The 13,591-nt window shown below is 72.6% G+C and carries 15 protein-coding genes; 5 read left to right on the top strand and 10 right to left on the bottom strand.

The window, feature by feature from the left end; translation table 11 throughout:
* Window positions 1-68: 68 nt before the first annotated feature.
* The 6 genes from CLV70_RS15320 to pdxH form a co-directional block, all read right to left on the bottom strand.
* Window positions 69-1,238, bottom strand: coding sequence for an acyl-CoA dehydrogenase family protein (locus tag CLV70_RS15320; RefSeq protein WP_106127150.1), 1,170 nt, complete (start codon window positions 1,236-1,238; stop codon window positions 69-71).
* Between the two features lie 18 nt (window positions 1,239-1,256).
* Window positions 1,257-1,553, bottom strand: coding sequence for a type II toxin-antitoxin system VapB family antitoxin (locus CLV70_RS15315; protein ID WP_106127149.1), 297 nt, complete (start codon window positions 1,551-1,553; stop codon window positions 1,257-1,259).
* A gap of 121 nt (window positions 1,554-1,674) precedes the next feature.
* Window positions 1,675-2,304 (bottom strand): nitroreductase family protein, encoded by a 630-nt coding sequence (locus CLV70_RS15310; RefSeq protein WP_106127148.1) that lies wholly within the window; start codon window positions 2,302-2,304, stop codon window positions 1,675-1,677.
* Window positions 2,305-2,307: 3 nt separating this feature from the next.
* Window positions 2,308-3,237 (bottom strand): aldose 1-epimerase family protein, encoded by a 930-nt coding sequence (locus CLV70_RS15305; RefSeq protein WP_106127286.1) that lies wholly within the window; start codon window positions 3,235-3,237, stop codon window positions 2,308-2,310.
* A 10-nt stretch (window positions 3,238-3,247) separates the two neighbouring features.
* Complete coding sequence (locus CLV70_RS15300; RefSeq protein WP_106127147.1) at window positions 3,248-4,561, bottom strand: MFS transporter; 1,314 nt, start codon at window positions 4,559-4,561, stop codon at window positions 3,248-3,250.
* Complete coding sequence (pdxH, locus tag CLV70_RS15295; RefSeq protein WP_211303786.1) at window positions 4,558-5,184, bottom strand: pyridoxamine 5'-phosphate oxidase; 627 nt, start codon at window positions 5,182-5,184, stop codon at window positions 4,558-4,560. Before pdxH ends, CLV70_RS15300 begins: the two co-directional genes overlap by 4 nt.
* Before the next feature lie 205 nt (window positions 5,185-5,389).
* Between pdxH and CLV70_RS15290 the strand changes: the two genes are divergently transcribed.
* The 3 genes from CLV70_RS15290 (at window position 5,390) to CLV70_RS15280 (ending at window position 8,967) form a co-directional block, all read left to right on the top strand.
* Window positions 5,390-6,496, top strand: coding sequence for a citrate synthase 2 (locus tag CLV70_RS15290; protein WP_106127145.1), 1,107 nt, complete (start codon window positions 5,390-5,392; stop codon window positions 6,494-6,496).
* Window positions 6,497-6,523: 27 nt separating this feature from the next.
* A complete protein-coding gene (gene serC, locus CLV70_RS15285) occupies window positions 6,524-7,645 on the top strand; it encodes a phosphoserine transaminase (RefSeq protein WP_106127144.1) in 1,122 nt (373 codons plus the stop codon).
* 62 nt (window positions 7,646-7,707) lie between these two features.
* Window positions 7,708-8,967, top strand: a complete 1,260-nt coding sequence (locus CLV70_RS15280; RefSeq protein WP_106127143.1) for a pyridoxal phosphate-dependent aminotransferase — start codon at window positions 7,708-7,710, stop codon at window positions 8,965-8,967.
* Here CLV70_RS15280 and CLV70_RS15275 read toward each other — a convergent pair whose 3' ends face one another.
* Window positions 8,968-9,405 carry a GNAT family N-acetyltransferase gene (locus tag CLV70_RS15275; RefSeq protein WP_106127142.1) on the bottom strand — a complete coding sequence of 146 codons (438 nt, stop codon included), beginning with the start codon at window positions 9,403-9,405 and terminating at the stop codon, window positions 8,968-8,970.
* Window positions 9,406-9,595: 190 nt separating this feature from the next.
* Between CLV70_RS15275 and sepH the strand changes: the two genes are divergently transcribed.
* Entirely contained in the window at window positions 9,596-10,675 is a 1,080-nt protein-coding gene (sepH, locus tag CLV70_RS15270) for a septation protein SepH (RefSeq protein ID WP_106127141.1), read from the top strand.
* Window position 10,676: 1 nt separating this feature from the next.
* Here sepH and thpR read toward each other — a convergent pair whose 3' ends face one another.
* From thpR to CLV70_RS15255, 3 genes are all read right to left on the bottom strand, one after another.
* The gene (thpR, locus tag CLV70_RS15265) at window positions 10,677-11,168 is read right to left on the bottom strand and encodes an RNA 2',3'-cyclic phosphodiesterase (RefSeq protein WP_106127140.1); all 492 of its coding nucleotides are present in this window, start codon (window positions 11,166-11,168) and stop codon (window positions 10,677-10,679) included.
* Window positions 11,169-11,177: 9 nt separating this feature from the next.
* Window positions 11,178-11,621, bottom strand: a complete 444-nt coding sequence (locus CLV70_RS15260; protein WP_106127139.1) for a hypothetical protein — start codon at window positions 11,619-11,621, stop codon at window positions 11,178-11,180.
* 74 nt (window positions 11,622-11,695) lie between these two features.
* On the bottom strand, window positions 11,696-12,895 hold the full coding sequence (locus CLV70_RS15255) for a CynX/NimT family MFS transporter (protein ID WP_211303765.1): 1,200 nt from the start codon (window positions 12,893-12,895) through the stop codon (window positions 11,696-11,698).
* 23 nt (window positions 12,896-12,918) lie between these two features.
* On the opposite strand from CLV70_RS15255, the gene CLV70_RS15250 reads away from it, so the two are divergent.
* Window positions 12,919-13,581 (top strand): FadR/GntR family transcriptional regulator, encoded by a 663-nt coding sequence (locus CLV70_RS15250; protein ID WP_106127137.1) that lies wholly within the window; start codon window positions 12,919-12,921, stop codon window positions 13,579-13,581.
* Window positions 13,582-13,591: the final 10 nt, after the last annotated feature.

Here is a 13,591-nt window from a genome sequence, read left to right as displayed (position 1 = left end):
GAAACACCCCCTCCTGTAGCGGGTACCTGCCACCTACGGTACGGAAGGGGTACGACACTCGCAGCGGCTCAGCCCCCGAAAGCGTTCAGACCCGTCAATTTCTGCCCGATGACCAGCTGGTGGATCTCGGAAGTTCCCTCGTACGTGAGGACGCTCTCGAGGTTGTTGGCGTGGCGCAGGACGGGGTACTCCCCGCTGATCCCGTTGCCGCCCAGGATCGTGCGGCACTGGCGGGCGATCTTGATGGCCTCGCGCACGTTGTTGAGCTTGCCGACGCTGACCTGCTCCGGACGCAGCCCGGCGGAGTCGCCGCGCCGGCCGAGGTGCAGCGCGAGCAGATACCCCTTCTGCAGTTCGAGGGCCATGTCGGCCAGCTTCGCCTGGGTGAGCTGGAAGCCGGCGATCGGGCGGCCGAACTGCTCGCGGCTGGTCGCGTACGCGATCGCGGTCTCCAGGCAGTCCCGGGCCGCACCCAGCGCGCCCCAGACGATGCCGAAGCGGGCCTCGGTGAGGCACGAGAGCGGGGCCTTGAGGCCGCGCGCGAGCGGAAGCCGCGCGGAGTCGGGCAGCCGCACGTCGTCCAGGGTGATCTCACCCGTCGCGGAAGCCCGCAGGGAGAGCTTCTTGCGCACCTCGCGCACGGAGAAGCCCGGCGTCGTGGCGGGCACGGCGAACCCGGTCACGCCCTCGTCGGTACGCGCCCAGATGACCGCCACGTCCGCGAGCGGCGCGTTGGTGATCCACATCTTGCCGCCGCGCAGCACCCAATCGTCGCCGTCGCGGCGCGCCCGGGTGGCCATGTTCGCCGGGTCGGAGCCGTGGTCCGGCTCGGTCAGGCCGAAGCAGCCGATCAGGTCGCCCGCGGCCATGCCGGGCAGCCACCGCTGCTTCTGCTCCTCGCTGCCGAACTTCCAGATCGCGTACATGGCGAGCGAGCCCTGGACCGAGACCAGCGAGCGGACCCCGGAGTCGGCGGCTTCCAGCTCCATGCAGACCAGGCCGTACTGGACCGCGGTGGCGCCGGCGCAGCCGTACCCGGTCAGGTGCATGCCGAGGAAGCCGAGCTTGCCGAACTCGCGGGCCAGGTCGCGGACGGGGACCTCGCCGCGCTCGTACCAGTCGGCGATGTGCGGGCGTACCCGGTCCGCGGCGATCCGGCGGGCGAGCTCCCGGACGTCGCGCTCGTCGTCGGTCAGCAGGTCGTCGACGTCGAGCAGGTCCAGCGGTGAGACAGCCATGCCTCGAAACTAACAGCGTTAGTTGTCGATGACGAGCACCCGGGCGTGGATCTGGTTGCGCTGCTGGAGCGCGGCCCGCAGCGCCCGGTGCAGCCCGTCCTCGAGGTAGAGACCGCCGTTCCACTCCACGACGTGCGGGAAGAGGTCGCCGTAGAAGGTCGAGTCCTCGGCCAGGAGCTTGTCCAGGGCGAGCTCGCGCTTGGTGGTGATGAGGTCGGCCAGCCGGATCGGGCGCGGCGGGATCTCCGACCATCTCTTCAGTGTCGTGTGATGGTCGGGGTACGGCGCTCCGTCCCGTACCGCTTTGAAGATCACGACGGCACGCTCCCCTCCGGTCTCACGTCGGCCATACCCGGGCGGACGGGCCTGTACGCCTGTCAGCCTAGCGAGCCGCCAGCCTAGCGACCGGCTTCGACCTCGACGGCGTCACCCGTTGTCAGGTGTCGCTCGCGGAGGGCGTGCCCGCGGCTGTCCATCGGCCATGATGCACCACCTCGTCCACCGGCCGATGGCCGCGGCGTAGTGACGGTGACCTCTTGTCCGGCGCCGGGTAGCCCACCGCCAGGGACCCGACCGGGGTGAACTCGTCCGGAATGCCGAACGCCTCCCGGAAGGCGGCGACCCGCTCGGCCGGTACGCCGAAGAACAGCGAGCCCAACTCCTCGTTCACCGCGGTCAGGTGCATGAGCAGCGCCGCGAACCCGGTGTCGACGTCCCAGTACGGCACCGGCCAGCGGGTCTCGTCCCGATCCGCCCAGCCCTTGTCGGGCTGGGCGTACCTGTCGAGATAGACCGATTTGTTCGAGAGCGCGACGATCAGCAGCGGCGCGGTACGCATCCGGGCCAGCCAGGAGTCGGCCGGGCCGTCCGGGGCGGTCACCGACCAGTAGCGGTCCCGGTCCTCCGGCTTCTGGAGCACCAGGAAGCCCCAGCCCTGCGAGAACCCGGCGGACGGCGCCCGCAGGGCGTGCCTGATCAGCTTGTCGACGAGCTCCGGCGGCACCGGCCGGTCCGGGTCGTACGTGCGCACCATCCGCCGCCGGCGCAGGACCTCGTCGAACTCCACCGGTCAGGCCGCCGAGGGCCGGATGCCCCAGGACCCGCGCCAGGTGCCGCCCGGCTCCAGCACGATCAGGTCGCGGCCGGACCGGAACGCGTCCGGCGGGCAGGTCATCGGCTCGATCGCCAGCGACCGGCGGAACCGCTCGCCGTGCAGCGTGTCGCCGGTGAACACCTGCCACCACTTGAAGGTCTCGTCGCCCCAGACCGTGACGGACCGGCTGCCGTCCGGCGCGGCGATGGTGACCGAGGAGCCGCCGTCCGCGTCCCGGACCAGGTCACCCCAGGTGGTGTCGAGGACGGCCGTACCGATGCGACGGGGTTCGGTGTAGTCGAACTCCGTGCCGGCGACCTTGACCGCACCGATCGGCAGCAGCCGCTGATCGGCCAGGATCTTGCTGCGACCCGGCACCCGCAGCAGGGTGTCGTCCACGGCCACCCCGGGAAGCTGCACGTACGGGTGAACCGAGAAGCCCCACGGCGCGTTGCTGTCACTCGTGTTGGTGACCTCCTGGTCGGCGCGCAGCCCGTCGGCGGAGACGCTCCACCGGGTGCGCAACGTCAGCGACCACGGGTAGCCGATCTGCGGCGGCAGGTCGAACTCGAGCGTCACCGCGTCCGCGGCCTGCTCGGCGAGCCGCCACCGGGACCAGTTCGTCAGCCCGTGGATCGCGTTGTGCCGGGCCGGCTCGGTGAGCGAGAGCTGGTAGGTCGTGCCCTCGAACGTGTAGTGGCCGTCGCGGATGCGGTTCGGCCAGGGCGCCAGGATCTGCCCGGCCGAGGCCGGCGAGATCTCGTCCGCGCCGAAGCCGTCCACCACCTCGCGGGCGCCCACGGCGTACCCCCGCAACACGCCCCCGACCTCGGCGAACGTTGCCCGGTGGCCGTCCGCCTCGATCGTCCACTGGGTCCCGCTCTTCGCGGCCACGACGTCTGTCATGCGCGCCACATTAGCTGTTCGCCTCCGTGCCGGCGGGGGGACGGTACTTCACCAGAGCGGGAAAGGCGAGGGCCAGCACGACGGCCAGGCCCGCCGCCGCGAAGCCGCCGCCCGCCCACGACGCGGTGGGCCCGGTGAGATCGGCGGTCGCGCCCGCCCGGAGATCACCCAACCGGGGGCCGCCGGCCACCACGACGGTGAAGACGCCCTGGAGCCGCCCGCGGAGCCGGTCGGGGGCGTACACCTGCAGGATGGACTGCCGGTAGACCGCGCTGACCAGGTCCGCGGCGCCGCCGACCGCGAGCAGCAGCACCATCAGCCAGAGCGAGGACGCGAGGCCGGCGAAGCCGACCGCCACCCCCCAGCCCACCACCGCCAGCACCAGCGCCACCCCCTGCCGCCGCACCCGGCCGATCCAGCCCGAGGTGAGGCCGCCGACGACCGAGCCGAGCGCGATCGCGGCGAAGAGCCAGCCCACCGCCGAGCCGCCGCCGAACCGGTCCTCGGCGATCTCCGGGAACAGCGCCCGCGGCATCGCGAACACCATCGCCACGATGTCCACGGCGAACGACAGCAGCAGCACCGGCTGGGTGACGAGGAAGCGCAGGCCGTCGACGATGCCCCGGAGGCCGGCGGTCGGCTTCGCGGTCCCGCCGTCGTCGTGCATCGGCGGGATGGGCGGCAGCTTGTAGGCCGCCCAGAAGGAGATGGTGAACAGCGCGGCGTCCACCGCGTACGCGATGGTGACGCCCGTGCCGGTGGACCAGGCGCCGAAGATCAGGCCCGCGGCCAGCGGTCCGAGGACGCCGCCGGCGGTGGTCGTGGTGTACGAGAGCGTGTTCGCCGCCGGCACCAGGGCGGCCGGCACGAGCCGCGGGATGATCGCCTGGCGGGTCGGCGAGCTGACCGCGAACCCGGCCGATTGCACCGCGGTGAGCACCAGCAGCAGCACGCCGCTGCGCACCCCGAGCAGCGCCTGGACGAGCAGCCCCACCGTGGACAGCCAGGCCAGCGTCGAGCTGGCGAGCAGCAGCTTGCGGCGGTCCACCACGTCCGCGGCGGCGCCGCCCCACAAGCCGAAGACCAGCAACGGTACGAGCCCGGCGATGCCGAGCAGCCCCACCCACGCGGACGAGTGCGTGATCGAGAACATCTCGACCGGTACGGCCACCGACGTGAACTGGAAGCCGAAGTACGAGACGCCGTTGCCGATCCACATCCGCCGGTACGCGACCCCGCGCAGCGGCCGTACGTCGATCACCCAGCTCTTGCGCCCGCCCTCCTCGACGGCCTGCTCGGCGGCCTCGACGGGTTCCTGGCTCACGGGGCGAGCCGCTCGACGACCCAGCTCTGCCCGTCCCGGCGGTAGCGCAGCCGGTCGTGCAGCCGGCTGCTGCGGCCCTGCCAGAACTCCACCGTCTCCGGCACGACCCGCAGGCCGCCCCAGTGCGGAGGCGCGGGCACCTCGCCGTCGGCGCCGAAGCGCTCGACCGCCGCCTCCAGCCCGGCCTCGACGGCGTCGCGTCCGGGGACCACCCGGCTCTGCGGGCTGGCCCAGGCGCCGAGCCGCGAGCCGCGCGGGCGGGTGGCGAAGTAGGCCTCGGTCTCCTCGCGGCTCACCCGCTCCACCGCACCGCAGACGATGACCTGCCGCTGCATCGGGAACCACGGGAAGACCAGGCTGGCGTACGGGTTCTCCAGCGCCTCCGCCCCCTTGCGCGACGTGTAGTTGGTGAAGAACACGAATCCCCGCTGGTCGTAGCCCTTGAGCAGGACCGTGCGCGCGCTGGGCCGGGCGGCCGCGTCGGCGGTCGCCACGATCATCGCGTTGGGCTCCGGGAGCGCGTACTCCAGCGCATCGGTGAACCAGCGGGCGAACTGCTCCGGCCAGGTGGCGGCGAGATGCGGCTCGAGCAGTTCGCCGCGCTCGGTGTAGTCGCGCCGCATGGCGGCTGGCGACGGTTGTTCGGGCGTCACATGCGTTCCTTCTGGCGAGATCGACCCAACGAACCTAAGTCCCGGACACCGGCCCGTCCCCTCAGCGAGGATAGGTGTCACAGACAGCACATTTCCGCGGGTCGACCTGCCGGTCGCCGGGCGGGCAAGATGAAGCATCCACGGCTTTCGCCGAGCAGGATCCCCAGGAGGCGTCGTGTCCGATTTCAAGCCGGGCCTGGAGGGCGTCGTCGCCTTCGAGACCGAGATCGCCGAGCCGGACAAGGACGGCGGCTCCCTGCGCTACCGCGGCGTCGACATCGAGGACCTGATCGGCCAGGTGTCCTTCGGCAACGTGTGGGCGCTGCTGGTCGACGGCCGGTTCGGTCCCGGGCTGCCGCCGGCCGAGCCGTTCCCGGTGCCCGTGCACTCCGGCGACATCCGGGTCGACGTGCAGTCCGCGGTCGCCATGCTCGCGCCGTATTGGGGGCTGTCCCAGCTGCTGGACATCGAGGACGACCAGGTCCGCACCGACCTGGCCCGGGTCTCGGTGACCGCGCTGTCGTTCGTGGCGCAGGCCGCCCGCGGCCTCGGCCTGCCGGCCGTGCCGCAGAAGGACATCGACAAGGCGCAGACCATCGTCGAGCGCTTCATGAAGCGCTGGCGCGGCGAGCCCGACCCGCGCCACGTCAAGGCGGTCGACGCGTATTTCATCTCCGCCGCCGAGCACGGGCTGAACGCCTCGACCTTCACCGCGCGCATCGTCGCCTCCACCGGCGCGGACGCCGCGGCCTGCATCTCCTCGGGCATCGGCGCCCTGTCCGGGCCGCTGCACGGCGGCGCGCCGTCCCGGGTGCTGCACATGATCGAGGCGGTCGAGCGCAGCGGCGACGCGGAGGGCTACGTCCGCGGCGTGCTCGACCGCGGCGAGCGCCTGATGGGCTTCGGCCACCGGGTCTACCGGGCCGAGGACCCCCGCGCCCGGGTCCTGCGGCGGACGGCCAAGGAGCTGGGCGCCCCCCGCTTCGAGGTCGCCGAGGCGCTGGAGCGGGCCGCCCTGGCCGAGCTGAAGGCCCGCAAGCCCGACCGGGTGCTGGCCACCAACGTGGAGTTCTGGTCCGCGGTCGTGCTCGACTTCGCCGAGGTCCCGGCGCACATGTTCACCTCGATGTTCACCTGCGCCCGGGTGGCCGGCTGGAGCGCGCACATCCTGGAGCAGAAGAAACTCGGTCGCATCGTGCGCCCCAGTGCGCGTTATGTGGGCCCTGCCTCCCGCAAGCCGCAGGACGTGGAGGGCTGGGACGCCGTCCCGCATAATCTGTAACCGCTCGCCCCCGCCGGAAGGACCCCCGTGACTGACCCGATCCGCATCCCGGACGACCTCAAGCCCGTCGACGGCCGGTTCGGTTCCGGGCCGAGCAAGGTCCGCCCCGAGGGTCTCGAGGCGCTCTCCCGGGTGGCGAAGACCTTCATGGGCACGTCGCACCGGCAGAAGACGGTCAAGGACGAGGTCGCCCGCCTGCGCCGGGGCATCGCGGAGTTCTTCTCGATGCCGGACGGTTACGAGGTGGTGCTCAGCAACGGCGGCACCAGCGCGTTCTGGGAGACCGCCACCTTCGGGCTGATCCGGGAGAAGGCGCAGTTCGCCGAGTTCGGCGAGTTCGGCGCGAAGTTCGCCAAGGCGGTCCGGGACGCGCCGTTCCTCGCCGAGCCGACGGTGCACCGGGCGCCCGGGGGCAGCGCGGCCTACCTGACCGCCGAGCCGGGCGTGGACGCGTACGCGAGCGTGCACAACGAGACGTCGACCGGGGTGGCCGTGCCGGTCAAGCGGGTGGCGGGCGCCGACCCGGGCGCGCTGCTGCTGACCGATGCCACGTCGGGCGGCGGCAGCCTCGACGTCGACCTCACCGAGACCGATGTCTACTACCTGGCGCCGCAGAAGGCGTTCGGCTCGGACGGCGGACTGTGGATCGCGCTGATGTCCCCGGCGGCGATCGAGCGGGCACACCGGATCAAGGAGTCCGGCCGGTACATCCCGCAGTTCCTCGACCTGGTCACGGCCGTGGAGCAGTCCCGCCTCGAGCAGACGTACAACACCCCGGCGCTGGCCACCGTCTTCCTCGCCGCCGAGCAGGTCGACTGGATGAACGCGCAGGGCGGGCTCGGCTGGGCCAGCAAGCGCAGCGCGGAGAGCGCCGCGGCGATCTACGGATGGGCCGACCGCTCCCCCTTCGCGTCACCGTTCGTGACCGACCCGGCACTGCGCTCGCACGCGGTGGCCACGATCGACTTCGCCGCCGGGATCGACGCGGCGGCGCTGGCCAAGGCGCTGCGGGCCAACGGCATCGTGGACACCGAGCCGTATCGCAAGCTGGGCCGCAACCAGCTCCGCGTGGCGCTCTACCCCACCGTCGACCCCGCGGACGTCGAGGCGCTGACCCGCTGCATCGACTACCTCGTCGAACGACTCTGAACTTCTCGGCGGCGCCGCCCGTACTGACGGGCGGCAATGTCGCCCCGGGAGAAGGAGTCGTCATGGCACGGACCGGAATCGACACCTCGATCCTGCACAAGGGCGCGCACAGTGCCTCTTATTTCGATCTTTCCCGAAGCATGGGCGAGGGCGCGGAGATCGTCGACTTCTGCATCCCGTGCAACCCGTACTTCCCCACGCCGGAGATGTTCGACGAGCTGTCCCGCGACCTCCGGAACATCCTGAAGTACTACCCCAGCGACTCCCAGAGCATCACGAACAAGCTGGCCAGCGTGCTCGGCCTGCACCCGCAGACGGTGGCGATGGCGAACGGCTCGACCGAGCTGATCACCTGGATCGACCACCTGCTGATCAAGGAGAGCGTGGCGATCCCGATCCCCACGTTCGGCCGCTGGACCGACCAGCCGCTCGAGACCGGCAAGCGGGTCGACATGTTCCCGCTGCAGGAACGCGACGCCTTCCGGCTCAACCTCGACGACTACGTCCGCTTCATCCGCGACCGCGGCTCCCGCGTCGCCGTGGTGTGCAACGTCAACAACCCGGACGGCGGCTACCTGGCCCGCCGCGACGTCATCCGGTTCATGGACGCCCTCGGCGACCTGGACCTGGTGGTGATCGACGAGTCCTTCATCGACTTCTCCGACGCCGAGCAGTACCCGTCGGTCGGCCCGGACGCGGTCATCCGCCCCAACACGGTGGTGCTGAAGAGCCTGGGCAAGAACTTCGGCCTGCACGGCATCCGCTTCGGCTACCTGATGGCGAACCCGGCCATCGCCGGCCGGATCGGCAAGGCGCTGCCCAAGTGGAACCTGAACTCGCTGGCCGAGAAGGTCGTCTACATGATCCAGGAGCACGATGCCGAGTACGAGGACAGCCTGCGCCTGCTCAGCCGCGACCGCCGGACGATGGCCGGCGAGCTGTCCCGGGTCCCCGGCCTCACGGTCTTCCCGTCGCAGGGCAACTTCATCCTGGTCAAGCTGCCGACCGAGTGGTCGGGCGTGGCGCTGCGCGACTACCTGGTCGCCAACCACGGCGTCTACACCCGCGAGTGCGGCAACAAGCTCGGCATGACCAGCCAGTTCATGCGCCTCGTGGTGCGGCCGGCCCGGGACGTCGACCGGCTGCTCGACGGGATGATGGACTACGGACGGCAGTTCCGGGTGCGGCCGGCGTACGAGGAGGACCCGCTGCTGGACACCCGGCGCGGCTGGAGCACCGCCGACGAGGAGCCGGACAACCTCATCCAGTACCCCTCGCACCGCACGACCGAGTACGCCGCCCGCCGCGCCGCCAACGGCTAGCTACACCCGCCGGGCCATGACGATCTCGGTGTCGTCGAGTTCCCCGGTCTCGAGGAAGCCCGCGGAGAGGTAGAGCGCGCGGGCGCGATCGTTGGCGGGCACGAAGCTCAGCCGTACGACCTCGGCCTTGTGCTCGCGCGCGGCGTGGTCCACGGCCGCCTCGAGCGCCTGCCGGCCGAAGCCGCGGCCCTGGAACCGGTGGTCGATCATGAGCCGCACCAGCACGTGGTCGCCGGCCCGCTCGCCCGGCTGGAGCAGCACGAAGCCCACCAGTTCGTCGTCCGCGTAGACGGCGAACGGCTCGCTGCCGGGGTGGACGTACGCCTGAGCGATCCCGACCACGTTGGGCGCCACGAAGCCGTCCTGATCGGGGCCGACCTCCAGCCGGATGACGGCACGGAAGTTGTCCCGGGTCACCGGGCGCAGTTCGACGGTCATGCCGCCCTTTGTAGGCCCCCGGCCGTACGGGGGCAACGGGTTATCGACCGAAGATCATCTCCGCAGGTCAATAAGTTGGACGGCGTGGCTTACCACCATCGAGTGACCGGGGCGCGTACCGTGTTGTCGAAACGCGCCCGGGTGGCTGACTCTCACCGAGCGCGGGCCAGCGACGGGACGGAGGCATCGCATGCGGCCGGTACGCTTCGTCGCCCTCTCCGAGGACGGTCAGGCACTGGTGCTCGCCGATGAGGTCGGCCGGCTCCTGGCCCTCCCCATCGACGACCGGGTGAGCAGCGTCCTCCACGAGGGCGGCACCACCGTGGCGACGACGGGCAACGCCGTCGCGCTGGCCAACGCCGAGACCATGGCCACGCTCTCCCCGCGTGACATCCAGTCCCGGATCCGCTCGGGCGAGTCCGCCGAGGACGTGGCGCGGGTCGCCGGCGTCCCGGTCGACCGCGTCCTGCGCTACGCGGGACCGGTGCTGCAGGAGCGGGCCATGCTCGCCCAGCACGCCCGCCGCACCCGGTTGAAGACCTCCGACTCCGGCGCGCCGCTGGCCGAGGTCGTCGACGGCCGGCTCGCCCAGCACGGGATCGACACCGAGAAGATCTCGTGGGACGCGTTCCGCCGCGACGACGGCACCTGGCGCATCGTCGCCACCTGGCCGTCCGGCAAGGCCACCGCGCAGGCGGTCTGGGACCTCGACAAGGGTCGCCAGGTCGTCTCGCCGCACGACGACATGGCGCAGTACCTCTGCGCCGAGCGGCCCACCCAGATCCTCGGCCAGGAGCCGGCCCCGGAGCGCGGCGCCCACGAGCGCGGCGGCCACGGCCTGCCGGGCCCGTCCCGCGCGGCCGAGCCGGCCCGTGGCGGCCGGGGGCTGCCGGCGGCGGACTCGCCCCGGCCGACCCGGGACCCGATCCGCGCCGGCCGCGACGCGCTGCTCGCCTCGCTCGACCGTCCGCTCAGCAACGACCGTCCCGGCCGCGGCCTGGAACCGGCCGCCCAGGAGACCCGCCGCCCGGTCGCCGGAGGCGCCGCGGCGCTGCTCGGCGGCGGCGCCGGCTCGGCGTTCGACGACGACGCCGACCTGCCCAAGGAGGTTCCGGCGGTGCCGAGCCTGGCCGTCCTGCGGCCCCGGCGCACGGTCGGCGCACAGCCCGGCGAGGCGGAGACCGAGGAGGCGGCGAAGCCGCGCAAGCGCCTGCCGAGCTGGGACGACGTGCTCTTCGGCGGCGGTCCGGCGGCCCGCGAGAGCTCCTGAGCTACCAGGTCCGCAGGGTGGTGTAGGCGCCGCCCGGGTCGCTGCGCACCAGCGCGATCCCGTCCAGGGCCCACGGCGGCCCGGCATAGTCGGCCAGCGCCTCGCTGACGGCGGCGTCGTGCGCGTACATGACGGTCAGGTGGGCGGTGAACGGCCGTTCGTCGGGCGGCGCGCCGGCCTGCCTCGCCGCGGCGCGCACCCGCTCGCTCAGGCCGGCCAGGTCACCCTCGACCCCGGCCCAGGTGACCCGGCCTCCGAAGCCACCGGCACCGCGCAACCGCAGCTCCCGGCCGCGCGGCACCGTCACCCCGCCCAGCGCGTCTTCCAGGGCGGGCAGGCGCTCGGCGGGCACCTCGCCGAGGAACGCCAGCGTCACGTGCCACTTCTCCACGGCGGTCAGGCGCACGCGGCGACCGGCCACCGCCTCGGTGAGCCGCCGCCGTAGGTCGCGACGCACGTCGTCCGGCGGGTACACCGCCACGAAGAGCCGCACGCAGCGACGTTAGCGGAGCCGCAGGCCCGCCGCGCGCAGCTTCTCCTCGACCCGGATCCGTTCCAGATCAAGATCCATGCCGTCGAGCGAGGCGAGATGGTGCGGCACGCCGAGGGTCTCGCTAGCCATCAAAAGCCGCAAATCGTACGCCCGCTGCACCGCGGTCAGCCACACGGCGGACCCGACGGTCGGCCCGGTGCACCGCTGGTGTGCCAGCCGCCGCAGCTCGGCGGCCAGCTCGTCGAGGTCCGGGTCGGGCAGCGCGACGATCGAGCCGTCGATGCTCAGCCGGCGGTCGAGGCAGCGCAGGGCACGGATCTCCCGCCGGCCGCTCCGGGTCCAGATCCGCCGGGCCGGCAGCCCGTCCGCGCAGGCGACGATCGCGACGGCGCACGGCAGGCACAGCAGCGCCGTCAGCGCCGCCACGAGCACCACGATGTGCGAGATTGCCACGGCATGACGCTAAGGCTTCCGGGAGGCGAACCGAGACAGCCGTTCGGATGACCCGGTCTGCCAGGATTCCGGGCTCAGCCGATCTGCCGGTCGCGACCGGCGAGGAATCCGGCGATCATCTGCGGCACCATCAGGGCGACCATCAGGGCCAGCGGCACCCGCCAGCCGCCGCTGTGCTGATAGAGCGCGCCGACGACGATCGGGCCGGGGATCGAGAGCAGGTAGCCGGCGCTCTGCGCGAACGCGGACAGGCGTACCACGACGGCGGCGCTCCGGCCCCGCATCGCGATCATCGTGAGCACCAGTGGGAACGAGCAGTTGGCGATGCCGAGGAGGATCGCCCAGGCCCAGGGGGCGGCGGCGGGGGCAGCCCAGAGCCCGGCGTACCCGGCCAGGCCGCAGAGCCCGACGGCGACGGCGATCCCGCTCTGCCGCCGCAGCCGGCCGGCCACCGCGGACAGGGCGAACGACAACGGGACACCGAGCAGCGACGTCACCGCGAAGAGCAGCCCGGCGGTGCCCGCGGGCAGGCCGGCGTCGCGGAACATCTGCGGCAGCCAGCCCATCATCACGTACGCGGAGGTCGACTGGAGGCCGAAGTAGACGGCGAGCGCCCAGGCCACGCCCTGATGTCGCAGGCGCAGGCCGGGATCGGCGGCCACCGGGGCACCGGCCGGCGCCTCTCGCGCCCGGTCGCGCGCGAGCAGGATCCACGACGGCAGGGAGATCGCGGCCACCACCGCCCACACCCCGATGCCGAGCCGCCAGTCGCCGCCGAAGGCTCCGGTCAGCGGCACGGTGACGGCGGCGGCAGTGGAGGCGCCCAGGTTCAGTGCCACGGAGTAGAGGCCGGTCATCGCGCCGACCCGGTCGGGGAAGCGCTGCTTGACCACCACCGGCAGCAGGACGTTGGCGAGCGAGATCCCGGCCAGGGCGAGGGCGGTCAGGGCCAGAAAGAGCGGGGTGCCGCCGGCCCAGGGGCGTACGGCCAGGCCCAGGGTGAGCGCCGCGACGCCGGCGGCGACCGCCCCGCCCGTGCCCCAGCGGCGGGCCAGCAGGGGCGCGGTGGAGCCGATCGCCGCGAAGCAGACGGCCGGCAGGGAGGTCAGCAGCCCGGCGACCGTGGCGCTCATGCCGAGGCCGGCGCGCACCTCGGCCAGCACCGGCCCGAGGCTGGTGACCGCGGGCCGCAGGTTGATCGCCGCGAGCACCAGACCGGCCACCGCGAGGTAGCCGACCCGGCGCCCGGTGCGTTCGGTGCTGGTGAGGGCCATGGAACCCATCATAGAATCATGGGATGAATTTGGGTCCGGTCGTGCGCGCCGAAAGCCTGTCCAAGCGGGTGATCGCCCAGCTGCGCCAGCAGATCACTTCCGGGGCCTGGCCGGTCGGCTCCCGCATCCCCACCGAGCCGGAGCTGGTGGCCCGGCTGGGGGTCGCCCGCAACACCGTGCGCGAGGCGGTGCGGGCCCTCGCCCACAACGGGCTGCTGGACATCCGGCAGGGCTCGGGCACATACGTGGTCGCCACCAGCGAGCTGGCCGGCGTCATGCAGCGCCGCTTCGCCGACGCCGACCCCGGGCAGGTGCGCGAGTTGCGCGGCACCCTCGAGGCGGCAGCCGCCGGTTACGCGGCCCGCCGCCGCACCGGCGAGGACCTGCACCGCCTCGACACCCTGTACGCCCAGCGCGAGCAGGCCTGGTCCACCGGCCGGCGGGATGCCTTCGTCGACGCGGACGCGGCCTTCCACCGTGCCGTCGTGGCGGCCTCGCACAACGAGGTGCTGACCGAGCTCTACGCGGACCTCGGCGAGGTGATCCGCGAGTCGCTGAGCGGGCACATCGGGGCGTCGCTCCGGCCGGAGGAGCACATGGACCACGGCCGGTTGCTGGCGGCCATCCGGGCCGGCGACCCCGTGGCGGCCACCGCCGAGGCCTCGTCGTACACCTCCGGCCGGTGAGCCCCTCCGG

The sequence above is a fragment of the Pseudosporangium ferrugineum genome (assembly GCF_003002065.1).
In the GTDB taxonomy this organism is placed as follows: domain Bacteria; phylum Actinomycetota; class Actinomycetes; order Mycobacteriales; family Micromonosporaceae; genus Actinoplanes; species Actinoplanes ferrugineus_A.
The sequence above is the reverse complement of the archived record's forward strand: the minus strand, read 5'-3'. Positions and strand labels throughout refer to the sequence as shown.